The following is a 25,408-nucleotide window of genomic DNA, read 5'->3' as shown; positions in this document are numbered from 1 at the left end:
TAAACTTTCATTATTTTTGAGAAAATACAGAAAATAATGGAAAATAGCGAAAAATATGACATTCTTGCCGAGGGGGAAGTCGGTATTCCTTCAACTATGGGAATCATCCCTGGCGGTAAAGATTTTAAATTTACCGAGGCCTCTATCAGGGCTTCCTTAGCCGAAAATCGCGATTTCAAGTTGCTGTCTTTTTCAGCCCAAGAAGATGAAGAGGCTGCCTATACTGCCGAAATTGAATATCTGGAAGAAGAGTATTCCATTGATTTGTATATTGTACCCACCTCTCAAATTGGTTTGGAGGATTACGGCTTCGGAAATCAAATTGAGAAAACCGATTTCGACAATGCCGGCAAGCAATCGCATTTTTTGGAAACGACCCTGTTTTTCGGGAGCGATCCGCTGAGTTCTTTCCACCTTCAGCTGAAGATGATGAATGCCATTGTGCCGGATGCCAGCCTTGCAGTCGATTTTCAGTCCTTCAGATTGCTATCGGCTCATTGGTTGAAGATGACAGCCAAATCGCCCACGCCTCCTTCTCCCGATTACCTGTACACCCTTCATGCGGTGTACAATGAGGTTGATGGCGAAACAAAATACTGGTTCCACACCCACGGGCTGTTGCGCTGTGGAGTAATAGAACTCGAAATAGTGGACGTTACGGATGGCGCCCAGCAAATGAACGACCTGGTGATGATGGTTGTCAAGAAATTCCTGAACGATCCGGCCAAAGAAAAAGAAAAATTCCAAATCGGCTACGACGGACTGGGAATCAACCTGTCGTGGTTACGTTGGGAAGAGGCCGTAAAAGACCTGTCCGAAACAGCGCTTGGCGGCAAAGAAGACCGCGAAGGCGACGACAATATACACGCCGAACCATCGGGTGTGCTATTTGCCGTTGAAGAAAACAACCTGGTGTCGCCTCAGATTTACGCCTCCACCCTCTCCAATAATCCGATTTATTATATTTCGAACGAAGAAACCCGGCGGATGAGCGCCCTGGCCAAAGAACGCTTCCCTTTCTTGCTGGATGTGTATGAAAAACATGCGCCGAAAGAGAAAAAATCGTTGATTAAGAAACTGTTCGGCAAAAAAGAAGAAAACGAAGCCGCCTGGAGTTTTTTGGTGAAACTGGGGCTAACAGTCGATAATTCGTCAGCCGAGACCGAAAAAGAACACCTTTGGTTCGAGATTGTTTCGTTGGAAGAGAATAGCATTGAAGGGAAATTGTTGAACCAGCCCTACTGGATTTCGTCGTTGAACGAAGGAGATATACGGAAATACCCGCTCGAACTGCTGACCGACTGGATTATTTATTCGCCGGAAGGGCATTCCTATACCACCGATTCTATCTATCAGTTAGGATACTCATAACAAGAATGTTAACTATATAAAACCATTGTGCCATGAAAATTTATCAAACAAATGAAATCAAGAACATAGCGATTCTTGGAAGTTCCGGATCTGGGAAAACCACTCTTACAGAAGCAATGCTTTTTGAGAGTGGGGTGATAAAACGTAGAGGAAGCATCAAAGCGGGCAACACCGTTTCGGATTATTTTCCTGTTGAAAAGGAGTATGGTTACTCTGTATTTTCGAGTATTGTTTCGGTGGAATGGATGAACCGCAAACTCAATTTTATTGATTGTCCGGGTTCAGACGATTTTGTCGGAAATGTTGTTACAGCGCTTAACGTAACCGATACGGCGCTGATGGTTATCAACGCTCAATATGGCTTGGAAGTTGCCACAGTTAATCAACTCCGATATACCCAGAAATTGGGTAAGCCTGTCATCTTCATCGTTAATCAGTTGGATCACGAGAAAGCCGATTTCGACAATGTGGTATCTCAGTTACAATCCGATTACGGCAGCAAAGCCGTTCTGGTGCAGTATCCTGTGAGCACAGGCGACAGTTTCAATGCCGTTGTGGACGTTTTGACCAACAAAATGTATCGCTGGAAACCCGAAGGCGGAGTACCTGATGTGTTGGAAATTCCCGACGAAGAAAAAGAAAAAGCAGCCGATTTGCATCAAAAATTAGTAGAAGCCGCTGCCGAAAACGAAGAATCGCTGATGGAAAAATACTTCGATCAGGGAACACTTACCGAAGACGAAATGCGTATGGGTATTCGTTGGGGGCTAGTGAAACGCGATATTTTCCCTATTTTCTGCGTGTGCGCCGAACGCGATATGTGCGTGCGCCGAACAATGGAATTTTTAGGCAATGTTGTTCCTTATGTAAGGGATTTGCCTGCGCCGGTAAACACCGATGGCGAAGCTGTTAATCCGAATACCGATGGCCCAACCAGTTTATTCTTCTTTAAAACAACCGTTGAGCCTCATGTTGGGGAAGTTTCATACTTCAAGGTAATGAGCGGAAAAGTGCGCGAAGGAGACGATTTGCTGAATGCCGACAGAGGCTCGAAAGAACGACTGGGACAATTGTTCTCGGTTGCCGGCCAGCAACGCACAAAAATTGACGAATTTGTAGCAGGAGACATCGGCGCAGCGGTGAAACTGAAAGACGTACGCACAGGGAATACCCTCAACGGAAAAGGCGTTGACAACAAATTCGACTTTATAAAATACCCCGACCCCAAATATCGCCGAGCCATAAAAACCGAAAACGAAAAAGACGTAGAAAAACTGAGCGAAGCGCTGCAACGTATGCACGAAGAAGACCCGACCTGGCTGATCGAGAACTCCAAGGAGTTGAAACAAATGATTCTATCGGGACAAGGCGAATTCCATCTGAAAACATTGAAATGGAGAATCGAGAATAACGACAAAATCAACATCGTATATTCCGAACCGAAAATACCGTATCGCGAAACCATTACAAAAGTGGCCCGAGCCGATTACAGGCACAAAAAACAATCGGGAGGCGCCGGACAATTTGGGGAAGTGCATTTAATAGTAGAACCTTATTACGAAGGCTCGCCGGTTCCCGAAATATATCGGTTCGGCAGCGCCGAAATAAAAGTACAATCGCGCGATGTGCAAACCTACGAGCTGGAATGGGGCGGCAAGTTGGTATTTGTAAACAGTATTGTCGGGGGCTCAATAGACGCACGCTTCCTGCCGGCCATCCTCAAGGGAATCATGTCGCGGCTCGAACAAGGCCCGTTGACAGGCTCGTATGCCCGCGATGTGCGCGTTATTGTGTATGACGGCAAGATGCATCCGGTGGACTCAAACGAAATCTCGTTTATGTTGGCCGGACGATATGCCTTCAGTACGGCATTTAAAGAAGCAGGCCCCAAGATTCTTGAACCTGTTTACGATGTTGCCGTATTCGTTCCATCCGACAAAATGGGCGATGTGATGAGCGATTTGCAAACCCGCAGAGCCATGATTATGGGTATGGAAAGCGACAGAGGCATCGAAATATTGAATGCGAAAGTTCCGTTGAAAGAAATGTCGAACTATTCGGTTGCATTAAGCTCACTGACAGGCGGACGCGCCTCTTTCACCATGAAATTTGCCAGCTACGAACTCGTTCCGTCCGATGCTCAGGATAAATTGCTGAAAGAATACGAAGCCAGTCAGAAAGACGAAGATTAATTCGTATTATTAGTCTTATAAGTAAGAAAAGCACACGGAATACATAGAATGAACGGATAAACACGGATTATTTCCCCGTATTTTCTGTGTATTTCGCGTGCTAATTCGACTTTTTAGGGCTCACCAGCAAAACCCTGTGTTTAACCCTCAAAATCATAGCCCATCGGGCTTACATATCAATAGAAAACAATCTCCCCCATGCACAGATTGTCCGTAGGACATTCACCGATTTTTCGTGTATCCCCTACGGGGAAAATGGCTAATTGGAATGCTATTTTTCTATTGATATGGATGTCCTACGGACAATTGTCGTAAACCCCTGCGGAACTTGGCAGGGAAAATTGGCTGTCAATCCGTAAGTCATGTTTCTCCCGTTCCTAACGGAACAGGGGAAACGGGCTTTCAAAATCTAATGTACCATCATTGTGCGGAGCGTAGGGGGGAGAATAAAATTCTTTCTGTTTAGATTGTGCCTAAACACAAGGTTTTGCTGGTGAGCTATTCTTATGCTAACAAGGACACAGGGTTCCCTAACTATTAGCGGATTTTGGAAGATGTAATAAAAATGCTAACTTTGGAACAGCATGGAAACGAAAGTATTAGACAAGGAAACAAGCGACAAGGGAAGCTTCATTACCTTTATCATACCCGAATTTGCAAGTGCATACAAAATGAATATTCAGGACGCTTACTTTTATCTTAAAAAATACGGCGGAATGGACTACCTGAACGAGTGTTGGTAGGCATTGCATACCGACAATCCATTCTGGGCTGTGCGTGATATATACAAGGTGTGCCGTAGTAATGGAGGTTACCGATAATGAGAGTTTATCATCTCCTTTCGGATTTGTAATCTAGCAGATTGGAGTATTCTGATTATAAATCCGAAAGGAGATGGCCCTAATCCGCTATCTCAACAAAAAATCGAAATTATCGCCGGAACCTAATTCCCTTGTTTCTTCGCCGTATTTGAATATCCGGGCGCTGTGGATGCCTATTAATTCCAGCTTGTTGTTTTTGAGATGCAGGGTGGTTCCTTCGCGCAGGCCGACTACATACGTGTCTTTGTTTTCGATAATAAATTCGGCTATTCTCATTTCGCGGGTCTCTCCTCCATGATTGGCGGGATGAGCATCGGTGTAGTGGGGATTTATCTGAAACGGAATCAATCCGATAGTATCGAAGCCAAGCGGGTCGGTAACCGGCATGTCGTTGGTGGTGCGCAGCGTAGGACAGGCGACATTTGAACCGGCGCTCCAGCCTATGTACGGCGTTCCCGATTCTACTTTTGCTTTTATCGCCGGCATCAACTCCAGTTCGTGCAGCATTCGTGTCAACTTCCAGGTGTTGCCGCCGCCTATAACGATAGCCTCGGCTTCGGCAATGGCCTTCTTTGGGTCTTTGTAACGATGGATGCCCGTAACGCTGTGGCCGATTTCATTCAGCCGCTCGTTTACCTTTTCTTCGTATTCATCGTACGGGAAAGTGATGGCTGCGTAAGGGATAAACAGGGCATGAAGCGGTTTTTCGCCCAGAAACTCGCCGATGATATGTTTGAGGTAATCCAGGTACTTCTCTCCGGCATTGGTCGAATTGCTTAACAACAGTAAATGACTCATTTAGTAATATGTTTATAGCAAAGGTAAAAATTTTCGCTTGTTTTAGTGGAATATTGTTCATAAAAAACTACTTTTGCAGTAGTAGCATTATTATTAATTTAAAAGTAAAACTTATGAAAAAAAGATTTCTATTTGTTTCGGCTGCAGCAATTATGTCGGGCAGTATTTTGTTATCGTCTTGTATAGGTTCTTTTGGCCTTACAAACAAGGTTTTGTCTTGGAATAAAACTATTGACAGTAAGTTTGTAAATGAGGTGGTTTTCATCGCATTGCACATTGTTCCCGTATATGAGATTACGATATTTGCCGATGCAATTGTTTTAAACTCCATTGAGTTTTGGACAGGCGACAATCCTGTTGAAGCGGGTATTGTAAAAACAGTTCAGGGTGAAAACGGAGTATATACTGTGGAAACACTTGAAAACGGTTATAGCATCAAAAACGAAAAAGGTGAAAATGCCGAGCTTATCTACAACAAAGCAGATAATTCGTGGAGTTTGGTTGAAAACAGCGAATCGACAAAACTTGTCAAATTCACTGGCGACAACAATGCTATCGTGTATGTGAATGGTGTTGAACAAAATGTAGAACTTTCGGCTAATGGCGTTTTAGCTTTCCGCCAGTCAGTAAGTTCTCCGTATTTTGCAGCAAAATAATTGCAATTAATAAAAAGAGCCTCTCTCAAGCTTCTACTTTTAAAATTATTTTTGTTTTCATAGCTAATTGTTGGGAGTGTAGGGGAGGCTTTTATTTTCACAATCAACACGTATGATTGGAACATTGGTAAATACCGGAGCTGTTATTGCCGGAAGTGCAGTCGGGATGTTGATTCATTCGCGATTGCCGCAGAAGATGATCAATATCGTTTTTCAGGGTATTGGCCTGTTTACCATGGTAATAGGCATCAGCATGTCGCTACAATCGGGGAATATGATTCTTATGGTGGTGAGCGTTGTGCTGGGAGCAATAATCGGGCAAGCCATCGGCATAGAAAAACACCTGCACAAATTTTCGGAAACCCTGCACCGTAAATACGCCAAAAATGCTGTTTCGGGCGAAGATAAAGATGCTGCCGATTCGTCGAGCCGCTTTACGGAAGGACTTATTACTGCAACCATGCTCTTTTGCGTCGGTTCCATGTCGATATTGGGGTCGATAGAAGATGGAATGGGCGAAACCCCTAATCTCTTGTTTACCAAATCTATTATGGATGGCATATCGTCCATCGCCTTGGCCTCCTCTTTTGGCATTTGCATCGCATTTTCTTCCATTCCCCTACTCGTTTATCAGGGAGGGTTGACATTGTTCGCCACCTTCATTATGCGCTACATGAGCGAACCAATGAGAGACGACATGACTGCCGTCGGCGGAATCTTGTTGATAGGCCTGGGAATCAGCATCCTCAAAATAAAAGAAATCAGCGTAATCAATATGTTGCCCTCGCTGGTTATCGTTGTTATCCTTTCGTATTTTTTCTCCTGAGAATTGGCCTCTTGTGTGGGATTGGTAATTTATTTGTGCCTGTTTTTTTCCATTGATAACGCAAATTTTTACAACCTAATTTCATGCGTTTGCCTTGCCAAAAAAAATAAAAAAGCGCTTCAGAACCCTGAAGCGCTTTTTTATTTTGCTTGAAGAAAAAATTAAGCCTTTGTGATAACTCTCTTTTCTTTAATTCTTGCTTTTTTACCGGTAAGCGCACGCAAATAGTACAATTTGGCTCTACGCACTTTACCTACCTTGTTTACAGTAATGCTGTCGATAAACGGAGAATCCAACGGGAAAATCCTTTCTACGCCAATACTGTCAGACATTTTACGGACGGTGAAACGTTTTTTCTCTGCATGTCCGGCGATTTTGATTACCACACCGCGGTACTGCTGAATACGTTCTTTGTTTCCTTCTTTGATGCGGTATGCTACCGTTACGGTATCACCGCTTTTGAACTTCGGATGTTCTTTTCCTGTGGCAAACGCTTGTTCTGCAACTTTAATTAAATCCATGACTACTAATAGCTTTTGGTGTAAATTCACGCAATATACACAGGACCGCCCTGTCAGAGATTACGTAAAGCGGGCACAAATGTATGAATAATTATTTTTATTGGCAATAGGGAGAGGGAAATAATGTGGGGGCAAATGCTGATTAAACTAATCCGGCTGGACAAGGCCATGGCCGATTTTAAATCCAATCTGATAAAACTACACTTATAATCCGTTGTATGAAAATCTACAATGTAGTAGTTTCGTATTTTTAAAATTCTTATGAATATCAAAGAAAAAATAGGTAAAAGGTTGCGTGAATTACGCACAGCCAAAGGACTAAGTCAAGAGAAATTTTCTTTTGAGTGCGAACTTGACAGGACTTATATTGCGAGTATTGAACAAGGTCGCCGAAATGTTTCTATCGCAAATATTGAGAAAATTGCGAAAGCATGTGATATGTCTGTATTTGATTTTTTAACTCAAATTTATTTCAACACTATTCACATTGGCAAAGCCAGTTAATCATTTTTCACTTTTCACACCCCCGGTTTTCGTTTATCGTTTTCATAAATGCATTAACTTTGAAAAATTCTAAACCGTTTTCAAATATGTTCAAAAAGAAATTTCTTATACAAAAACAATTGGTCTGTGTTTTTCTTGTTGCTGTTCTCTTTTCGTGCGGAGCCAAACAACAATACGCGGTAAGTTCTCTCAGGGGGGAACGTATTCCGGTTCTGACTGCAAAAAATCCTGATGCTGAGATGCTTGCCTTTGTTGACAAATACAAGCAGCAGCTCGACAGGGAAATGACACAGGTGATAGGCCGGTCGGCGCAGAATATGCCTTTTGGCCGCCCCGAAAGTTTGTTGACGAATTTGACTTCCGATGTTATCCTGCAATTGGACGAAAGCCTGGCGGGAGGAAAAATTGATTTAGTCCTTATGAATGTGGATGGACACCGCGCCTCGATGCCGGAAGGAGACATTACGGTGGGAAATATCTTTGAAATCTATTCTTTCGATAACACTTTGGTGGTGTTGAAACTCAAAGGCAGCGACCTGACGGAGGTATTCAGGTCGTATGCCAAACTGGGCGGGGCGGGGATTTCGTCAACGGCAAAACTCGTCATCAAAGACGGAGAGCTTGTTGATGCAAAAGTAAACGGACAGCCCGTCGATAACGAAAAGATATATACAATTGTTACCTTGGATTACTTGGCAGAAGGCAACGATGGCATGGATGCGTTGAAAAATGCCGTTTCGGTCAAGGATCCCGGCATTATCTTGCGGGATTATATGATGAACTACGTCAAGGAGCAAACAGCGAAAGGAAAAATTATTTCCTCGAAACTGGATGGAAGAATAACTGTTGAATAACCCTCAAAAAACCGGAAGAAAATGAAAATCAGATATATAGCTTTTATCCTCATCCTGTGCATTTCGCCGGGATTGGGCGCTCAAACAAAAAAGGTGGTCATCCTCCACACAAACGATACGCACAGCCGCATCGAACCATTACCGGCAAGCGATAAACTCTATCCCAACTGGGCCGGCGTAGTGAATCGCGAAGCCATTATCGACAGCATAAGGCAGGTGGAAGAAAACGTGCTGCTGGTTGATGCGGGCGACATTGTGCAGGGAACTCCCTACTTTAACCTGTTCAAAGGAAAGGTAGAAACCGAGGCGATGAACCTGATGAAATACGATGCGGGAACCTTGGGCAATCATGAGTTCGATTACGGACTGGATACCTTGAAGAGCATCATCAAGCGGTTGCAGCGCCCAATCGTTTGCTGTAATTACGATTTCTCTCAAACTCCCTTGAAAGGCCTCGTTAAGCCCTACCTGATTATGAATCGTTTCGGATTAAAGATTGGCATTATTGGCGTTGGCCCCGACCCCGAAGGGCTGATACAGCAAAACAAGTACACAGGGATGGTTTTCAAACCTATCATCAGTTCGGTGAACACCTGTGCCGATAAGTTGCGGAAAAAAGACAAATGCGACCTCATAATTTGCATCTCGCACATCGGATACACTTCTGCGGAAGGCGTTCCGAACGATATAACACTTGCCACACAAACAAGCAATGTCGATCTGATAATCGGCGGACATTCGCACACCTATATGGAACAACCCGACATACGGAAAAACAAGGCCGGAAAAGATGTCCTGATATTCCAATTGGGGAAAAGCGGTTCTTATATCGGTAAAATAGAGGTTGAATTAGAGAAACTCAAATAAACCACATGAACATAAGAAGATCGTTATTTGTTATTGCAATCCTGCTCGTTTCGCTTTTTATAAGCAGTAACACCCAGTCCGATACTAAACCTATCGAACCCGATATTTTTAAAAACGCCGATAAAGCGAAGATGAATCAGTGGGTGGATTCTGTTTTCAGCCAAATGACTATCGACCAAAAGGTGGGGCAGGTTATAATGGCTATCACCACCGGCGAAGAAGCAAACAAGCAAAAACTGATCGATTATGTCAACAATCAATCCATCGGCGGCATCATTTTCCTGAAGGGAACTCCGCCCGAACAGGCCGAACTGACCAATGCCTGTCAGCAAGCTACAAAAGTTCCGTTGATGATTGCCATTGATGGAGAATGGGGATTGTCGATGCGCCTGGAAAATACGACCCGTTTCCCCAAAAACATGATGTTGGGAGCCATAGAAGACGATTCGTTGATTTATTATTACGGCTTGGAAGTTGCCCGCCAATGCCGGGTGATGGGTATCCACGTGAATTTTGCGCCCGATATGGATGTGAACAGCAATCCCGACAATCCGGTGATTGGTATCCGCTCGTATGGCGAAAGTCCCGAGAGGGTTGCCAAGCTGGGGATTCTGTACGCGAAAGGCTTGGAAGCGGGAGGCGTGATGTCGGTTGCCAAGCATTTCCCCGGGCATGGCGATACCTCAACAGACTCTCACCACGTTTTGCCCCTGGTTAAACACGATAAAGGCAGGCTCAACAGCTTTGAACTGCCTCCGTTTAAGGAATACATCCATGCCGGTTTGTCGGGGATGATGATTGCACATCTGAATGTTCCCGAACTGGATAAGTCCGGCGCGCCCAGTTCGTTGTCGAAAGCGGTGATAACCGATTTGCTTCAGCACGAACTCGGATTTACCGGCCTCATCTTTACCGATGGCCTCACCATGAAAGGCGTTTCAAACGAAGCCAATATGAGCGTAAAAGCCCTTTCGGCAGGCAACGATATGCTGGTTGGGCCTATTGATCCGGTGAAAGAGTTTGATGCGATTAAAACGGCTGCCCTCACTAATCCGGCTTTTATGACCATGCTGGAAGAAAAATGCAAGAAGTTATTGTCCTATAAATACATATTGGGCGTACATAAAACCGAAGCGGTGGATGTAGCAACCCTCGACAAAAAGCTGAATACCTCGTATGCCGACTGGCTGGCGCGTAAAATGAACGAAAAGGCCATTACTTTGCTGAAAAACGAAGAACACACCATTCCGGTAAAACACCTCGAGAAGAAGAAAATAGCGGCCATATCCATCGGCGCTTCAGACAAAAATCCTTTCCACGAAACCTTGAACTTGTATGGCAATGTTACCTGTTTCAATGTGGAGGATGCCAGCTCCCTGACAAAAATACAAAGCGATTTGACCGGATTCAATACGCTAATCGTTTCCGTCCACAGCAATAAATCCTACAATGCGCAAGCCATAAAAAATGCGATTGGAGAACGGAAGAGCCTATTGGTATTCTTCTCAACACCGTATAAATTATCGGGTTATAGCAGTATAATCAAGGATGCAGACGCGGTAGTCATGGCTTACGAAAACACCGATTATGCACAGGAATATGCCGCACAAGCCCTCTTTGGCGGAAATACCATCAATGGGAAGCTGCCGGTGAGCGTGAAGCGCCTTTTTAAAGAGGGAAACGGACACGAAACCGAAAAAACAAGGCTCTCCTACGGCTTGCCCGAAGATGTGGGTATGCAGTCGTATAAATTAAACGACATCGAAAGTATTGTAAATGAGGGCATAGCAGCTCAGGCTTTCCCCGGCTGTCAGGTGCTTGTTGCTAAAGACGGCGTAGTTATTTACAATCGCTCATTCGGCCATTTTGAATACAACAACAGCCGTCCGGTTACAAACGCCGACATATACGATATAGCCTCCATGACAAAGGCATCGGCAACTCTTCCGGCCATCATGAAGCTGTATGACGAAAAAAAGATCACGCTTCAAAATGCCCTGAGCAAGTTTGTGCCGGAGCTAAAACATACCAACAAAGAAACCCTCAGCATAAAGGAAGCGCTATTGCACGAGACGGGGCTGCCCGCATTCCTCCCCTATTATTTGCCGGCAATAGATAAAGACAGCTATCTGGGGAGGCTGTACAGCAATCTGCCCTCCGGCGCCTACACCGTGCAACTCGACGAAAATACCTGGGGACGGACAGATTACAGATTCAAAACCGATTTGATTTCCTACACGCCTAAACCCGGATTCACACTTCAGGTAGCCGGGAATTTGTATGCGAACAAGGCCTATAAAGATACCATCATACAAATGATAGCAGATGCCAGATTGCGTCCTAAGAAAAGCTACCTGTATAGTTGCCTGAACTTTATTCTGTTGAAGGAAGTCGCCGAACATATCAGCGAAACCGATTTGAATACTTTCCTCCAGACTAATTTCTACGAAAAATTGGGAGCGATCACTACCACCTTCAACCCTTTAAAACAATTCGATAAAAGCCGGATCGCACCTACCGAAAAAGACGATTTTCTGCGCAAACAATTGCTCCAAGGCTATGTACACGACGAAGGAGCCGCCTTTATGGGAGGAATAGGAGGCAATGCCGGACTTTTCTCCAATGCCAACGACCTGGCCAAGCTGTATCAGATGTGGTTGAATAAAGGCGAATACGGCGACGAAAGGTATCTGAGCAAAGAAACCTGCCGCCTGTTTACCACCTCCAAAAGCGCCGCCAGCCGCCGCGGCTTAGGCTTCGACAAACCCGATGCAAGGAACAATAAATTAAGCCCCTGCAGCCCCCAAACACCGGTCGCCACCTACGGCCACACCGGATTCACCGGCACCTGCTTCTGGATAGACCCCGACAACAAGCTCATCTACATCTTCCTGTCGAACAGGGTATATGACAGCCGCCTGCACAAAAACCTGATGTCGCTGAATATCCGCACACGCATTCAGGAGGAGATTTATAATGCGATGAAAAAGTGAGAACTAAAATACATCCTAATATAATAAAAAATGGCGTATCCTCAAAATTATTCTATCTTTGTATTTCTTAGTTATATATGAAATTGGTTCTAATTTAATCGGTTAAATTTTATTATGATATTGAACAATATACACTTATCTAATTTTCGTTGTTTTGAAGAGTTGGATATTAATTTTCATCCATCTTTCAATATCTTGTTGGGTATTAACGGGACTGGGAAAACAGCAATACTTGAAGCAATTCGTATTGCTATAGGCTCTCTATTTAGTGAATTGGATAAAATTGAGAATAAGATATATAGTCCTAACATAACCGATGATGATGTAAGGTTGCATAATGGAGAAATGCAATATGAAGTTCGAATAAATACATCTATTAAAGTTGAAGATTATTTAAACCCAAACTCAATACAAGAGATAATTTGGAGTCGTTTTGTCGAACGATATGGAGGAAATACTCGATACGATAATCCAAGAGATATAAAAGCCGTATCTAAAGAAATTCAATCAATTATACGTAATAGTGAAGAAAAGACAATCCCTTTGATTGCATATTATTCAACAGATAGATACAAGAAAGAAAAAAAGAATACAGGCTTAGAAGCTGATGGAAGTCGCCTGAGAGGTTATTATAATACCTTAGATTCATCAACCAATATATGGTTCTTTTTAAATATTTATAAGACCGAAACATTGTGGGAGTTACAACATAGTAAAACATCTATATTGTTATCCGCTGTCAATAATGCTGTTAAAGTTTGTGTTGAAGATTGTAAAAGAATATACCATGATGTTAGAAAAGACGAACTTACAATTCAGCTGACTAATGATGAATTAATCCCTTATCGTATGCTTTCCGATGGAGTGCGCAGTGTATTGGCTATGGTAATGGAATTAGCATTTCGTTGTTATTTATTAAATCCTCATTTGAAAGACAACGCAGCAGCTCAAACAAATGGACTTGTATTAATTGATGAAATAGATTTACATCTACATCCCGAATGGCAAAAGAAAATTGTAAATGATTTAAGAACAGCATTCCCATCATTGCAGTTTATTGTTACAACACATGCACCTTTAGTTATCGGCTCATTAAAAGAAGGAGAGATTTTCTGTATTTCAGACCAACAAGTTTATAGTTTCCCGATTCAGTATGGCAAAGATGCCAATTCTATTCTAATTGAAATGGGGACAAGCGAAATGGATGCTCAGCTCAAAGAGAAACTAAATAGTTATTTTTTGTTGATCGAAGGTGGTGAGGGGGAAAATAAAACAGCCCTATCTTTAAGAGATGAGTTGGAATCTTTATTAGGCACAGACCATTCCGAGTTACAGCGTGCGGATATGATGTTAAGTTTCTTTTAATGCATGAATCACAGTGAGATATATCAGTAAAAATATTAATTCACCAGCCTTTACCCTATTAAATGATTGGAATAAGTTACGAAAAAAAAAGGGACAAAAACTATCTTACATCGATTTTGATAATAAACCATTATTGAATGACATATTAAGAGAAGAACAAGGAGGTATTTGTTGTTATTGCCAGCAAAAAATTAGCCATTTTCAAGGAGATAATAAAGAAGGCAGCCATAATGAACATCTTTTTCCCGAAAAGGGTAAAAATAATCCTAAAGAAGACCGTCAAACTGACTATTTTAATCTGTATGCTTGTTGTAATTATTCAAAAGGAATGAAGAAGAATCAACAGCATTGTGGAGAAGCAAAGCATGATGAAGTTATTTATGAGTTTATTAAATGTGTAGATTGCAATACGCACTTTAAATACAATTCTTTAGGAGATATTATACCCCAAGGCATTTATAATACAATAGATGAATTTGAAAGAAATAAAACTCTTTTGACTTTTAAACAAAAAGAAGTTTTAAGAGCAATCAAAATTCTTAATCTGAACCAAAGTAGTTTGGTAGAAGAACGGAAAAAGGACCTAACAGCATTATTAACAATGCTAACAAAATTGACCAAACAACAAGTGCAAGCAAAAATGCAGGTATTTAATCAAAAACCTTATAAATATAGATTTGTTGATATGCTTTTATATTATATGAAGCAAAAGAAGTAAAACAAATATCTTACTGCCATTCTCCGCACACGCATTCAGGAGGAGATTTATAATGCGATGAAATGAAAATAATGGACAAAAATGGATAGCTTAAAAATATACCTCACAGAGGAAAAACAGGCCAAAAGAAAGGGCGGTTTGTATCACAAAACGCAGGTCAATCTGGCGTACAATTCAAACCGGATAGAAGGCAGCAAACTTACCGAAGAACAAACTCGCTACATTTTTGAAACCCGCACCATTGGCTTCAAAGACGAGGAAGCTGTGCCGGTTGACGATATTATTGAAACTTCAAATCACTTTGTCGCTTTTGATTATCTGATAGATACGATTGATATGCCATTTTCAGATGACTTGATAAAAACGTTTCACCGAATTATAAAAACAGGCACTTCGGATGCTTCAAAACCGTGGTTTAAAGTTGGCGATTGGAAAAAGCTCCCGAACGAAGTAAGCGGTATCGAAACAACATTGCCCCAAAATGTAGAGAGGGAAATAACCGAACTCACCGATTGGTATAACTCTCACGCTGAAATTACATTTGAAAATATAGTAGGATACCATTATCGTTTCGAGAAAATCCATCCTTTTCAAGACGGTAACGGCAGGGTTGGTCGCTTGTTGATGTTTCGTGAGTGCTTGAAAAATAACCTTGTTCCATTCATTATCGACGACAACTATAAGCAGTTTTATTATCGTGGCCTAAAAGAATTTGACCGGGTGCGGCAATATTTGCTCGATACCTGTCTTGCGGCACAAGATTTATATACCGAGTGGGTGAGGTATTTTTATCCTGATTTGTTGAAGGGATAAATAGACCCGGCGACGGTTATAAACTACGCCGAACCAGGGTGGAACCTCAGATAGACCAAGGAAAGGTAGGACCTGTTACCGTAATATCAACAACTGCGGTCAAATGCTCGCTATCGGAGACTGTGATCGTAGCTTTCCCTACTTTCGATACCTGAAGAAGTACTGTTACCATGTCATGATACATACTCATGGTCTTGGGATAGGGTATTACTTCTTTTACTTTAACTACCGATTCGTCGGAAGACGATATAGTATAGCCTCCCGAACCTTTCATTATATTGATACTGCTTCCCTGTCAAATTCGTCAAAATTATGCATGTATTCACTCAGTACAGTTGCATCATCATCTTCGGATTTACATGCGCTAAACAAGCAGCAAGACAGGAATAAAAAAAGTATCGTCTTTTTCATAAATTCAATTATTGAATGTCAGAACTGTAAAGGTATGAAAAAATATCATAAAGACAAGTTGCACAACTTCTAGGTTCGTTCGTAAGGCTAAGGCTGAAAGCCTTTGATAACCCAGCCCAATGGCAACGCCTTGGGTCAAGGTCGGACATCCATGATCGGGCTGTAAGCCCAGCATAGTGGTATATTGCCCCTTTCAGGGCGCGAAATTGTATTGGCTATTTCCCCAACGCGTTGCGTTGGGCTGGGGTATCAAAGGCTTTCAGCCTTAGCTTATGGATATCAAAATTACCATTTTCAAAATGACATATTCGCGGCAACGGGCGAAAGATATTTCGCCCCTACGATAATACGCGGAATACAGACGTGGCACGCCACGTCTCTACTTTGAACCCGAACTCTTGCGAGGAGATTGCGGGTCGGAGCCCGCAATGACAATTGAACGATTGAACTTTGAACCCGAAACTTGAAACTTAACTGAGTGGATCAACATCAAAATAAACAAGAATCGACTTGTTTGATTGATTTTCAAATACTTGCTGTTTGTGGAACCGGATGACTTCCCTTATTTTGGGGGGAGAGGTGCGGTTCTCTATTTTGAGTAATATATGGCGGATGTATAGGGATTGGATGCGTGAAACGGGGGGCTTTACCGGGCCTAGCGTCCTATCGCCGAAGGAGGTTTTTAACGAATCGGCAAATTGCTTGGCGGCTGAATCCAGTAGCTGTTCGTCCCTGCCTTTCAGGATGATGGAAATTAGGCGGTAGAAAGGTGGGTAACGGAACAGTTTTCGCTCCTCAATCTGCAATTCGTACAAGCCGGTGTAATCGTTCTGCACAATGTAGTTGATGATGGGGTGAGCGGGATGAGCCGTTTGCAGGATAACCAAACCTTGCTTGTTTTTCCGCCCCGAACGCCCACTGACCTGGGTCATCAACTGAAAAGTCTTTTCATGCGCTCTGAAATCGGGATAGTTCAGCGAACTGTCGGCGTTCAGTATCCCGACAATGCTCACGTTATCAAAATCCAAGCCTTTTGAGACCATTTGCGTGCCTATCAATATATCGGTTTCCCTGTTTTCAAGTCCCGAAATAATTTTTGCATAGGCTCTTTTGCCGCGGGTGGTGTCCAAGTCCATTCGGGCGACCGAGGCTTCGGGGAACAAGGCTTTCACTTCTTCCTCTATCCGTTCGGTGCCATAGCCCAACACTTCGAGGGTGGCGGTTTCGCAATTGGGGCATTCTGTCGGGACTTTATAAACCGCTCCACAATAATGGCAAACCATTATCCCTTGCCCCTTGTGGTAGGTGAGACTAACATCGCAATGCTCGCAGACAGGCGTCCACGAACAGACCTTACATTCTAAAAGCGGGGCAAATCCACGCCTGTTTTGGAAAAGGATAACCTGCTCCTTTCGGGACAAAGCCGCTGTTATTTCCGAAATCAAGGGAGGGGAAAGCAGGTACTTCATTTGCTTTGTCCGCTTCAACTCCTTGGTGTTCACCGGCAAAATGCGGGGCAGTTCGATGTTGTCGTGTCTTTTCGTGAGCCTTACCAATCCATATTTTCCCGACAGTGCATTGTAGTATGTTTCGATGGCAGGGGTAGCGGTTCCCAGTAACACCTTGGACTGATGGATGTTGGCAAGGACAATCGCCGCATTTCGGGCATTGTATCTGGGGGCAGGGTCTTGTTGCTTGTACGAACTCTCGTGTTCCTCATCAACGATAATCAGTCCCAAGTTATTGAATGGCAGGAATATGGCCGACCGGGCGCCCAACACAACTTTCCCCTCCCCTTGCTGCAACAGGGTATTCCACACCTCCGCACGCTCGTTATCGCTGAATTTTGAATGATAAACGAGGAGTTTGTTCCCGAAAACCGCCTTTAAGCGTTCGGTTATTTGTGTGGTCAGCGCTATTTCGGGCAAAAGGTACAAAACCTGTTTTCCGGCGCTTATTGCATCCTGAATCAGACGGATGTAAATCTCGGTTTTTCCGCTCGATGTAACACCATGGAGCAGGCTTACCGGATATTTTTCAAAGGACAGGTATATTTCCTTGTAAGCCTCCTCCTGAAATGCATTCAGCGTATTGAGCTTGCTGAGGTTGGCGTCCCCATAATTGAAGCGGCTAACATCATAGTTCACGACTGTCAGTATTCCCTTGCTTATCAGTTCATTCAATGGGTTAGCCAAAGCATTGGCTTTTTCCAGCAGTTCTTTTTTAGGAATCGAAAATTGGAAGCCCAGCCTCGATTCTTCCCTCAACGCCAAGAAATCGGACAACAATTTCTGTTGCTTTTTAGCCCGTCCAAGGCTATCGAGGAGCAAATGAAGTTCTTTGTCCTGAAAATCTTTGGACAGGCAGATTGCCGTTCCGGTCTTGGAAGAATAATCGTCTTTGAGGCTTTCAACCAGGCGAATCGCTTTTTTATCGGCCAGCGATTTGATGGGGGGAATCACATTCTTTATCTTCAACTTAGTCTCCAATTCCGCTATTTTCATCGCTTGCGTTTCGGAAAGAGCGTAAAAAATGCGTTGCTCGGCAGGGGTCAGGGATTGTTCACCCTGATACGATTCATCCCTCAGGAGGTAGGTCTCACTTTCGAGTTTCAAGGCCGATGGAAGCGCCGCTTTATACACATCGCCCATGCTACTCATATAATAAGAGGCCATCCATTCCCAGAACTTCAGCTGTGCAGGCAGAACAATAGGATGCTCGTCCAACACCGAAACCACCTCCTTGATGTTATCCTGCGCCTCCGGTTCCTCGCGCAAGCGAGCAACAATCGCCGTATAATATTTCCTGCCGCCAAACTGCACAATCACCCGGCAACCAACCCGCACCCGCCGGTTATCGCCAGAAACCGAATAAGTAAACAGCCGGTCAATCGGAAGAGGCACTATAACATCAACAAACAGCATCTTTCTTTAAATTCTACTGTCAAAGGTAGTTATTTTTAGGTTGAGGGGAAAGGGTTGAGGGGGAAAGTTGAGGGGAAGCAGAAAATTGAAATTATATGGAATGATATTTACCCTTAATGAAGTTTTCAATTATCATTTTTAGAAAAAACAAACGGATGTTACTCATAGTCTTTGATTTATAATCAACAAATGCAGACCTTTGTGAAATGGATGTAAAGCAAAAAATAGGTCAACGAATCAAAGAATTGCGAGAAATATCAGCCATGTCGCAAAAGGATTTGGCATATACTGCCGATTTGGATAGAAGTTATATTGCAAGCATTGAAAATGGTCAACGTAATGTTTCGATTGTCAATATTGAAAAAATAGCAACTGCGTTGAATGTAACTGTAAAAGAATTTTTTAATGACAATGAATTTGAAAACAATGCAACAGGCAGTAAATAGAGTTAAACCTCTAATTTGAATCCAGTATTCATAAGGGAGGTAATACAGAAAAGAATAATTTAATAAGAAGTCAGGAACCTATCAAATTACTCCATGAAGTGGTAAAATCTGAGTTTATTCGTTTAGGAGTAAATGAAACTCTTGTTCGACCTCCATTAGGAAATTCGGCGGGAGAGCTTAAACTATCAGGTGTTTTGAAAACCAAAGATCAAGATATTTGTATTATTCCAAACCATCTTGTCCCCATTAAAGAGGAGCTAACGTACGATGGTTTATTAAATGGGTATTCTGATAAATATGGCATAGAGTACACAAAACATATTCTTTCAATCAATGTTAGGAGTCAACTAAGTAGCGCTGCTAAAAATTTTGATACGCTTTATGAGCGTACTTTTGCAGAAGCATTAAATTTACATCTTCGTTGTCCAAAAATGGTATTGGGTGAACTATATATGATACCAGTTAAAGAATATGAAAGTAAAGCTTCAAAAAATAAGAAAGTTGAATACAGAAGTATAAAAGGCATTGACAAACATATTGAAAAATACTTGCTTTCTTTTAGCGCAATTAATGAAAGAATTGATGAAGCAAAAGACTTTTATAAATATGAAAGAGTCTGTTTGTTAATAGTTGACTTTAGTGCGAGAACTCCAAAAATTTACAATACAGATGATGAATTACGCAAAGATGGCTTATTACCAATGGGCTCTCGGGCTTCTATTGAAAATCTGAGCTTTCCTACATTTGCCTCAGATTTATTGAGCATTTATACCAGTAGATTTGGAACAGGTAAATTCACATGATATTTCATCGTTAAGAATTCATCTATCTCTTGCTTTTTATTTAATGAACGAAGTTCATCTATTTCTGTTTTTTTAAACTCCGGAATAGTAAATCTTTCGATAAAATTTTTCTGATAACAAGGATAACCACCTTCGATAGCGACGCTTGTTTTGCTCACATAATAGTGCATCAAAACAGAGTTCAAAAATTTTTGAACGACATCAATATTTTCAATCTTCGTTATTGGATTGATGTCTTCCGAAAATAGAGAATTCCCATACTCTTGTTCACGAAAATAAAAGCCATATCCATTTGTAAAGTAGGCTGTCTCATCTTCCACAAGTAAGAATCGTGGTGTTTGGCTGAATGTGGGATTTAAAATTTTCTTTCCTCTTCTAGTCAATCCTTGCGTTCTTCCCCATACGTAAAATGGGTCAAAATTAACTTTCCCCTTATCTCTTAACAGTAGAGCCTCTTTCTCGCTTAACAAATAAGCATAGCATTTCGGGTACCGTTCTTCAAACTCCTTTTCAGGAATGGGGGTTGCAATACCACCCTTTATAATATAAGGGAAAATAATTTTTCTTCCATTGTGTCCAATTTCTTCTTGTGTTTTGAAATCCGAAATTTTGTAAACAGATTTTGTAATTTCTTTTTCTATTTCAAAAGCTCCTTTTTCGGTAAATTTTAGATAGCAATCCTTTTTATTCTTACCGCTGTCCACAAAGAATACTTCGTCTTTTAGTGTCGCAATACCAACACAAATATCAAATAATTTGCCAATTGGTGTCCCAATAGTTTCAATGATTTGAATATTTTTTTTGTTCATCTTTCTTCAACAGACGCCATTTCCTTGCATTTAGGTCTCTTAGGTAATTGGGAGAACCGTTGGCAATTGACAAGAAATCTTTTGGTGTATAGTTATCTTTAATTCTGTCAAATGCTATTGCTTCATTCTCTTGTTTAGTCAGAAAAGTGATTGCAGTATAAGTTTGAGCATCAAATACCTTTTTGTGGCTAAAATCAATAATTCGTGAAACGCATTTTTTTTGCTGGAAATATTTACGAATAGATTCTCCAGATAATGAAGTGAAAAAGTTGTTTGGTGTAATATAGCCTAATTTACCATTCGGACTCAGTAATTTATACCCCAGTTCAAAAAAAGCAAAATATAAATTAAATGATCCTCTTTCTACTGTTTCCCAATTTTTAGCTAAATAAGTGCGGCTTTCATTTGACAAATCTTGAAATTTAACATACGGCGGATTACCCACAATATTGTCAAATTGAGTATTCCATTTTGCTTTCAAACTGTCTTGATGGTATAGATTAAAATCTGATTCTTCCAAAATTTCGTCATGTTGCAAAGCAAAAATTGTCAATAACAATTTAGTTCGATAAATATTATATACAAGAATGTCAGAGCCGTAGATATTTTCCTGAATAGTTTTTCGGATGCTTTTCCCCGTTTTTTTATAATAATCGACCAATCCTATTTGAAATGCACCACAACCACAACTTGGATCTAAGTTTTTGTGATTGTCTTGCGGTTTTACTTCGTTAATAATAAAATCTACGATGTAGTCGGGTGTAAAGAAAGCTCCGTTTTGTTTTCGATCGTTAGTCGGGATGATTAATTCTAAATGATTTTCAAGCGACTTAAGCGTTTCTATTCCCAATATTTGGACATCCAAATATAATTTGTTGTCCAAATTAAAGCCCTCGAAATACTCAGCCAATATGAGAGATCTTTGGTGGTTTAATCGTTTTTTGTCTAAAAATGAATATAACAAATGCTTCTCAAGAATACTGAGGTCTTGAGTTTTAATCAGTTCATTTAATAATCCGCTATTCATTTTATTGACTACTATAAGCAACAAGGATATGAATTTTTATTCAAATGAACAAGTTCTCATCAGGCAAACTAGGGTAGAGCCATAAAGATAAAACAATTATTTTCAATAGCAATGCAATAAATAAGTTTGCTTATACGCTTCATAACAATCTCCCCCTTATTCCCATCCTCAAAATTATCGTATCATATAAAAAATTTCGTACCTTTGCAAGGATAATTATAGGAGTTCTACATGGATAATTACATTGTTTCGGCACGAAAATACCGTCCTTCTACTTTTCAGTCGGTAGTTGGGCAAAGGGCGTTGACTACCACTTTGAAGAATGCGATTGCTTCTAACAAATTGGCACATGCTTACTTGTTTTGCGGTCCGCGTGGGGTTGGAAAGACGACTTGTGCCCGTATTTTTGCCAAAACCATCAATTGCCTGAATCCTACTGCTACCGGTGATGCCTGCAATGCATGTGAATCGTGTACGGCTTTTAACGAACAACGCTCGTTCAACATACACGAGCTGGATGCCGCTTCCAACAATTCGGTGGATGACATCCGCTCGCTGATCGACCAAGTGCGGATACCGCCGCAGATAGGTAAATACAAGGTGTATATTATCGACGAGGTGCACATGTTGTCGTCTGCGGCCTTCAATGCGTTTCTTAAAACTTTGGAGGAACCGCCTCATCATGCGGTCTTTATTCTGGCCACAACGGAGAAACATAAAATCCTGCCAACCATTTTATCGCGTTGCCAGATTTACGATTTTAGCCGGATAAGCATTTCGGACATAGTGGAACATTTGCAATATGTGGCCGAGCAGGAAGGAGTGAAAGCGGAGCCTGAAGCATTGAATGTTATTGCGCAAAAAGCCGATGGCGGGATGCGTGATGCACTCTCGATATTCGATCAGGTGGTGAGCTTCACGGGTGGAAATGTAACCTACAAGGCTGTTATCGACAACCTGAATGTGCTTGATTACGAATATTATTTCAAGCTGACCGATGCAGTACTGAACGGAAATGTAGTTGAAGCCCTCCTTATATTGAACGATATTCTCAATCGCGGCTTTGATGGGCACAACATTATTACCGGCATCGCCTCGCATTTCAGGGACTTGCTGTTGTGCAAAGACCCTCAAACGGCGGCCTTGTTCGAGGTAGGCGCCTCCATTCGTTCCCGCTACATCGAGATGGCGCAAAAATGCAGCAACGACTTGCTGTACAAAGCCATAGAGATTGTCAACGATTGCGATTTGAATTATCGACAAAGCCGGAATAAACGCTTATTATCGGATTTAACGGTGATAAAATTGTGCCAGCTGACTACAAATCCGAATGTAGCCGACGAAAAAAAAAACTCCCTGATTAATCCGATTGTTCCCCAATCGCCAACACAATCGCCGGTCGCCCCCCAGCCACAAACGCCGCAGCCCCAGCAACGCCAACCGGCAACGCCCGAAAGGCCTGTACAAAATACGGTAGCAAAAGAAACTCCCAAAAGCGCCCTTGCTCCGCCGTCTATCAGCAATTTAGGGGTCTCCATCTCGGCGATGACGCAAGAGAAAGAAGAAGTGCAAAAAACTGAAACAAAGGATAATACAGCCGTAGAGTCGGAACGGTTTACCCCTTTAGACCTGATCAACGGATGGAAGTCGTTTGCCGAATCGGACTTGGTGGGAGAAGACCAGCACCTGCGGAACACCATGCTGAACTGTCTGCCAAATCTTATTGATAACCAAACGTTTGAGGTAGTGGTCAACAATCAGGTGCAGGAGCAAAAGCTAACCGATTTCAGCCACAAGATACAGGCCGAACTGAGGAGCAAACTAAGAAATTCCTCCATCCAGATGAAAATACGCCTGTCGGAGGACAACGAGAAGAAGCTCGCCTACACACCGCGCGACAAATTCAACCTGATGGTCGAACAAAATAAGAACATTCTCCGGCTACAGGACGAATTTGGGCTGGAAATCACATAAAATAGAGCGTTTGCCGAAAAAAAATCCCATTTAGTTTTTCATTCTTCAAATTTTTTATATCTTTGCATCGCATTTGAGCGAAAATGCAGAAAAACAACAAGGGCGTTTAGCTCAGCTGGTTCAGAGCATCTGCCTTACAAGCAGAGGGTCGGGGGTTCGAATCCCTCAACGCCCACCTTGGGAATGAAGACTTACAGGTTTGTGGGTCTTTTTTTTGTTTTGTGGGGAGGCACAATTTGCATGCAACTATACGAATTACTCCTAAATAAGAGTTTAGTCATCACAAGAGTTTTTATGGATTATAACTCTGCCCCACTTTTAGAAACAACATGCCTCGAACTACGCACGAACCGTTAGGCGCTGGTGTTTGTTATCGTATTTATCGCATATCGCATATAACATGTTGGCGGCTTTATGCTGTGCTTGCTTTCACTAATGTTTGTGCGGGCGATAAACTTGCAAATTAACACTAACGTTTCTGCGGGAGTACGGCAAAGCATAGCAAAAAACCGCTCGTTATGCGAGGCTCGGTTGTTCTGTTGTGTTGTCGTTTTGGTAATTGATTACATAAACCATTCCTTTTCCCTGACCAACGGCGCTTACAATTTGTTCGGTTTTTAAGTATTGCAAGTCCTTTTTTAGCGTGTTAGGCGAAATGTCGGGGAAAGCAACGGTTATGTCCGAAATTTTAACGGTCTTTTGTTTAGTGATAAATTCTTTTAAGAATTTCTGCCTCTCGTTCAAATAGCCGCCTTTTTGTTTGAAAACATCATATTTTTTGTCTAATTTTTCGCTTAATGATTTCAAACTTTCCAGAAAGAATATCAGCCATTTATCTATAATATCTTCTTGCTTTATTCGTTTCCGCTGTGCCGTAATTAAGGCATCGTAATATGCTTTTTTGTGTGTTTCAATGTGATTTTCAAACGAAATATACTGCATAAATTCATAGCCAAGTTGCAAAAGAAAAAGCGTTGTAAGCAAACGACTTAACCTGCCGTTGCCGTCTTGAAAAGGGTGTATGCTCAAAAACTCGTAAATAAAAACGGATAAAACTATGAGCGGGTGTATTGCTTTGTCCTGCCATTGACGGTTTGTCCATTCGATGAGTTCAAACATTTCGCCTTCAACAAATGCGGGTTCTGTGGTGGAAAAAATTACTTTTTGCTCGCCTGTCGGGTAGGTTGCTACGACTTTGTTCGACAAATGTTTATATCCGCCACGGTGTCGCTCGTCTTTGTTGCTGTGTTTGATCAAAAGTTGGTGAAGTTGTTTAATATAACTTTCCGAGAGTTTAATTTCTGAATAATTATCAAAAATTTGTTCCAAAACATCGTAGTAACCAATGACTTCCTGTTCGTCTCGTGTTTGGAATTTGGTAATTTTTACGTCTTTGAGCAACTGTTTCACTTCTTCGTCCGTCATTGTAGAACCCTCGATACGAGTAGAAGAACCGATACTTTCTATTGTGGCAATTTTTCGCAATTCTTTCAAGTAACGATTTTCGTGTTTTTCAACCACATTCCATTTACCGCGATATTCGTCAATAGCGGCTATCAGTTGCATTACGCGCTGATTTGTAAGAAAATCAAAGTTTAATTTTTGAATATATTTATCCATATTGTATCTGTATCTTATCTGTAAATTCAACTGCGAAGATACATTATATATTCATATTATACCTATATTTTATCTAAAAAAATTATTTCAATCCC

The 25,408-nt window shown here is 41.8% G+C and carries 23 protein-coding genes and 1 tRNA gene; 16 read left to right on the top strand and 8 right to left on the bottom strand.

The features are described from left to right. The first annotated feature begins 36 nt into the window (after window positions 1-36). The 3 genes from ACYPWY_RS00880 (at window position 37) to ACYPWY_RS00870 (ending at window position 4,306) form a co-directional block, all read left to right on the top strand. Entirely contained in the window at window positions 37-1,371 is a 1,335-nt protein-coding gene (locus ACYPWY_RS00880) for a DUF4026 domain-containing protein (RefSeq protein WP_459683405.1), read from the top strand. A gap of 32 nt (window positions 1,372-1,403) precedes the next feature. Further along, window positions 1,404-3,563, top strand: coding sequence for an elongation factor G (locus tag ACYPWY_RS00875; protein WP_459683404.1), 2,160 nt, complete (start codon window positions 1,404-1,406; stop codon window positions 3,561-3,563). Between the two features lie 584 nt (window positions 3,564-4,147). Then, window positions 4,148-4,306: a DUF3791 domain-containing protein gene (locus ACYPWY_RS00870; protein ID WP_459683403.1), complete on the top strand. Its 159-nt coding sequence runs from the start codon at window positions 4,148-4,150 to the stop codon at window positions 4,304-4,306. A 165-nt stretch (window positions 4,307-4,471) separates the two neighbouring features. On the opposite strand, the gene pepE is transcribed toward ACYPWY_RS00870, so the two are convergent. Continuing rightward, a complete protein-coding gene (gene pepE / locus ACYPWY_RS00865; protein WP_459683401.1) occupies window positions 4,472-5,182 on the bottom strand; it encodes a dipeptidase PepE in 711 nt (236 codons plus the stop codon). A 113-nt stretch (window positions 5,183-5,295) separates the two neighbouring features. On the opposite strand from pepE, the gene ACYPWY_RS00860 reads away from it, so the two are divergent. Together ACYPWY_RS00860 and ACYPWY_RS00855 are read left to right on the top strand one after the other, a co-directional pair. Next, window positions 5,296-5,838 (top strand): DUF3332 domain-containing protein, encoded by a 543-nt coding sequence (locus tag ACYPWY_RS00860; protein ID WP_459683399.1) that lies wholly within the window; start codon window positions 5,296-5,298, stop codon window positions 5,836-5,838. A gap of 112 nt (window positions 5,839-5,950) precedes the next feature. Further along, on the top strand, window positions 5,951-6,664 hold the full coding sequence (locus ACYPWY_RS00855) for a DUF554 domain-containing protein (protein WP_459683398.1): 714 nt from the start codon (window positions 5,951-5,953) through the stop codon (window positions 6,662-6,664). Window positions 6,665-6,825: 161 nt separating this feature from the next. On the opposite strand, the gene rplS is transcribed toward ACYPWY_RS00855, so the two are convergent. Further along, window positions 6,826-7,185, bottom strand: a complete 360-nt coding sequence (rplS, locus tag ACYPWY_RS00850) for a 50S ribosomal protein L19 (RefSeq protein WP_459683397.1) — start codon at window positions 7,183-7,185, stop codon at window positions 6,826-6,828. 261 nt (window positions 7,186-7,446) lie between these two features. Between rplS and ACYPWY_RS00845 the strand changes: the two genes are divergently transcribed. From ACYPWY_RS00845 to ACYPWY_RS00815, 7 genes are all read left to right on the top strand, one after another. Beyond that, a complete protein-coding gene (locus ACYPWY_RS00845; protein WP_459683395.1) occupies window positions 7,447-7,689 on the top strand; it encodes a helix-turn-helix domain-containing protein in 243 nt (80 codons plus the stop codon). Window positions 7,690-7,775: 86 nt separating this feature from the next. Beyond that, window positions 7,776-8,543 (top strand): 5'-nucleotidase C-terminal domain-containing protein, encoded by a 768-nt coding sequence (locus ACYPWY_RS00840; RefSeq protein WP_459683393.1) that lies wholly within the window; start codon window positions 7,776-7,778, stop codon window positions 8,541-8,543. A 21-nt stretch (window positions 8,544-8,564) separates the two neighbouring features. Next, window positions 8,565-9,410: a bifunctional metallophosphatase/5'-nucleotidase gene (locus ACYPWY_RS00835; RefSeq protein ID WP_459683392.1), complete on the top strand. Its 846-nt coding sequence runs from the start codon at window positions 8,565-8,567 to the stop codon at window positions 9,408-9,410. 5 nt (window positions 9,411-9,415) lie between these two features. Continuing rightward, on the top strand, window positions 9,416-12,403 hold the full coding sequence (locus ACYPWY_RS00830; protein ID WP_459683391.1) for a glycoside hydrolase family 3 N-terminal domain-containing protein: 2,988 nt from the start codon (window positions 9,416-9,418) through the stop codon (window positions 12,401-12,403). Window positions 12,404-12,517: 114 nt separating this feature from the next. Further along, window positions 12,518-13,768, top strand: coding sequence for an AAA family ATPase (locus ACYPWY_RS00825; protein WP_459683389.1), 1,251 nt, complete (start codon window positions 12,518-12,520; stop codon window positions 13,766-13,768). A gap of 13 nt (window positions 13,769-13,781) precedes the next feature. Next, window positions 13,782-14,486: an HNH endonuclease family protein gene (locus tag ACYPWY_RS00820; RefSeq protein WP_459683388.1), complete on the top strand. Its 705-nt coding sequence runs from the start codon at window positions 13,782-13,784 to the stop codon at window positions 14,484-14,486. A gap of 81 nt (window positions 14,487-14,567) precedes the next feature. Next, window positions 14,568-15,299, top strand: coding sequence for a Fic family protein (locus tag ACYPWY_RS00815; RefSeq protein ID WP_459683386.1), 732 nt, complete (start codon window positions 14,568-14,570; stop codon window positions 15,297-15,299). 46 nt (window positions 15,300-15,345) lie between these two features. On the opposite strand, the gene ACYPWY_RS00810 is transcribed toward ACYPWY_RS00815, so the two are convergent. The 3 genes from ACYPWY_RS00810 to priA form a co-directional block, all read right to left on the bottom strand. Continuing rightward, entirely contained in the window at window positions 15,346-15,573 is a 228-nt protein-coding gene (locus tag ACYPWY_RS00810) for a hypothetical protein (RefSeq protein WP_459683384.1), read from the bottom strand. Next, window positions 15,573-15,710 carry a hypothetical protein gene (locus ACYPWY_RS00805; protein WP_459683383.1) on the bottom strand — a complete coding sequence of 46 codons (138 nt, stop codon included), beginning with the start codon at window positions 15,708-15,710 and terminating at the stop codon, window positions 15,573-15,575. The genes ACYPWY_RS00810 and ACYPWY_RS00805 overlap by 1 nt, the downstream gene beginning before the upstream one ends. Before the next feature lie 470 nt (window positions 15,711-16,180). After that, the gene (gene priA, locus ACYPWY_RS00800; RefSeq protein ID WP_459683381.1) at window positions 16,181-18,634 is read right to left on the bottom strand and encodes a replication restart helicase PriA; all 2,454 of its coding nucleotides are present in this window, start codon (window positions 18,632-18,634) and stop codon (window positions 16,181-16,183) included. Window positions 18,635-18,840: 206 nt separating this feature from the next. On the opposite strand from priA, the gene ACYPWY_RS00795 reads away from it, so the two are divergent. Together ACYPWY_RS00795 and ACYPWY_RS00790 are read left to right on the top strand one after the other, a co-directional pair. Continuing rightward, a complete protein-coding gene (locus ACYPWY_RS00795; protein ID WP_459683379.1) occupies window positions 18,841-19,080 on the top strand; it encodes a helix-turn-helix domain-containing protein in 240 nt (79 codons plus the stop codon). A gap of 98 nt (window positions 19,081-19,178) precedes the next feature. After that, window positions 19,179-19,883: a hypothetical protein gene (locus tag ACYPWY_RS00790; RefSeq protein WP_459683377.1), complete on the top strand. Its 705-nt coding sequence runs from the start codon at window positions 19,179-19,181 to the stop codon at window positions 19,881-19,883. Here ACYPWY_RS00790 and ACYPWY_RS00785 read toward each other — a convergent pair. Beyond that, window positions 19,847-20,692, bottom strand: a complete 846-nt coding sequence (locus ACYPWY_RS00785) for a hypothetical protein (RefSeq protein WP_459683375.1) — start codon at window positions 20,690-20,692, stop codon at window positions 19,847-19,849. The two genes, ACYPWY_RS00790 and ACYPWY_RS00785, sit on opposite strands and share 37 nt — an antisense overlap. After that, window positions 20,664-21,719 (bottom strand): HsdM family class I SAM-dependent methyltransferase, encoded by a 1,056-nt coding sequence (locus ACYPWY_RS00780; RefSeq protein ID WP_459683374.1) that lies wholly within the window; start codon window positions 21,717-21,719, stop codon window positions 20,664-20,666. The genes ACYPWY_RS00785 and ACYPWY_RS00780 overlap by 29 nt, the downstream gene beginning before the upstream one ends. 231 nt (window positions 21,720-21,950) lie before the next feature. Between ACYPWY_RS00780 and ACYPWY_RS00775 the strand changes: the two genes are divergently transcribed. Continuing rightward, window positions 21,951-23,693, top strand: a complete 1,743-nt coding sequence (locus ACYPWY_RS00775; protein ID WP_459683372.1) for a DNA polymerase III subunit gamma/tau — start codon at window positions 21,951-21,953, stop codon at window positions 23,691-23,693. 100 nt (window positions 23,694-23,793) lie between these two features. Next, window positions 23,794-23,868, top strand: a tRNA-Val gene (locus tag ACYPWY_RS00770). A 341-nt stretch (window positions 23,869-24,209) separates the two neighbouring features. Here ACYPWY_RS00770 and ACYPWY_RS00765 read toward each other — a convergent pair. Beyond that, complete coding sequence (locus ACYPWY_RS00765) at window positions 24,210-25,313, bottom strand: Fic family protein (protein WP_459683371.1); 1,104 nt, start codon at window positions 25,311-25,313, stop codon at window positions 24,210-24,212. Window positions 25,314-25,408 lie beyond the last annotated feature (95 nt).

Source organism: Viscerimonas tarda, from assembly GCF_054601255.1.
The sequence above is the reverse complement of the archived record's forward strand: the minus strand, read 5'-3'. Positions and strand labels throughout refer to the sequence as shown.

Bases quoted from the DNA above. Each gene is read 5' to 3' on its own strand.
- ACYPWY_RS00875 (WP_459683404.1), top strand. From the start codon at position 1,404: ATGAAAATTTATCAAACAAATGAAATCAAGAACATAGCGATTCTTGGA.
- ACYPWY_RS00780 (WP_459683374.1), bottom strand. From the start codon at position 21,719: ATGAATAGCGGATTATTAAATGAACTGATTAAAACTCAAGACCTCAGT.
- pepE (WP_459683401.1), bottom strand. From the start codon at position 5,182: ATGAGTCATTTACTGTTGTTAAGCAATTCGACCAATGCCGGAGAGAAG.
- ACYPWY_RS00765 (WP_459683371.1), bottom strand. From the start codon at position 25,313: ATGGATAAATATATTCAAAAATTAAACTTTGATTTTCTTACAAATCAG.
- ACYPWY_RS00835 (WP_459683392.1), top strand. From the start codon at position 8,565: ATGAAAATCAGATATATAGCTTTTATCCTCATCCTGTGCATTTCGCCG.
- ACYPWY_RS00845 (WP_459683395.1), top strand. From the start codon at position 7,447: ATGAATATCAAAGAAAAAATAGGTAAAAGGTTGCGTGAATTACGCACA.
- ACYPWY_RS00815 (WP_459683386.1), top strand. From the start codon at position 14,568: ATGGATAGCTTAAAAATATACCTCACAGAGGAAAAACAGGCCAAAAGA.
- rplS (WP_459683397.1), bottom strand. From the start codon at position 7,185: ATGGATTTAATTAAAGTTGCAGAACAAGCGTTTGCCACAGGAAAAGAA.
- ACYPWY_RS00880 (WP_459683405.1), top strand. From the start codon at position 37: ATGGAAAATAGCGAAAAATATGACATTCTTGCCGAGGGGGAAGTCGGT.
- ACYPWY_RS00860 (WP_459683399.1), top strand. From the start codon at position 5,296: ATGAAAAAAAGATTTCTATTTGTTTCGGCTGCAGCAATTATGTCGGGC.
- ACYPWY_RS00840 (WP_459683393.1), top strand. From the start codon at position 7,776: ATGTTCAAAAAGAAATTTCTTATACAAAAACAATTGGTCTGTGTTTTT.
- priA (WP_459683381.1), bottom strand. From the start codon at position 18,634: ATGCTGTTTGTTGATGTTATAGTGCCTCTTCCGATTGACCGGCTGTTT.
- ACYPWY_RS00785 (WP_459683375.1), bottom strand. From the start codon at position 20,692: ATGAACAAAAAAAATATTCAAATCATTGAAACTATTGGGACACCAATT.
- ACYPWY_RS00855 (WP_459683398.1), top strand. From the start codon at position 5,951: ATGATTGGAACATTGGTAAATACCGGAGCTGTTATTGCCGGAAGTGCA.
- ACYPWY_RS00805 (WP_459683383.1), bottom strand. From the start codon at position 15,710: ATGAAAAAGACGATACTTTTTTTATTCCTGTCTTGCTGCTTGTTTAGC.
- ACYPWY_RS00775 (WP_459683372.1), top strand. From the start codon at position 21,951: ATGGATAATTACATTGTTTCGGCACGAAAATACCGTCCTTCTACTTTT.
- ACYPWY_RS00810 (WP_459683384.1), bottom strand. From the start codon at position 15,573: ATGAAAGGTTCGGGAGGCTATACTATATCGTCTTCCGACGAATCGGTA.
- ACYPWY_RS00795 (WP_459683379.1), top strand. From the start codon at position 18,841: ATGGATGTAAAGCAAAAAATAGGTCAACGAATCAAAGAATTGCGAGAA.
- ACYPWY_RS00830 (WP_459683391.1), top strand. From the start codon at position 9,416: ATGAACATAAGAAGATCGTTATTTGTTATTGCAATCCTGCTCGTTTCG.
- ACYPWY_RS00870 (WP_459683403.1), top strand. From the start codon at position 4,148: ATGGAAACGAAAGTATTAGACAAGGAAACAAGCGACAAGGGAAGCTTC.
- ACYPWY_RS00825 (WP_459683389.1), top strand. From the start codon at position 12,518: ATGATATTGAACAATATACACTTATCTAATTTTCGTTGTTTTGAAGAG.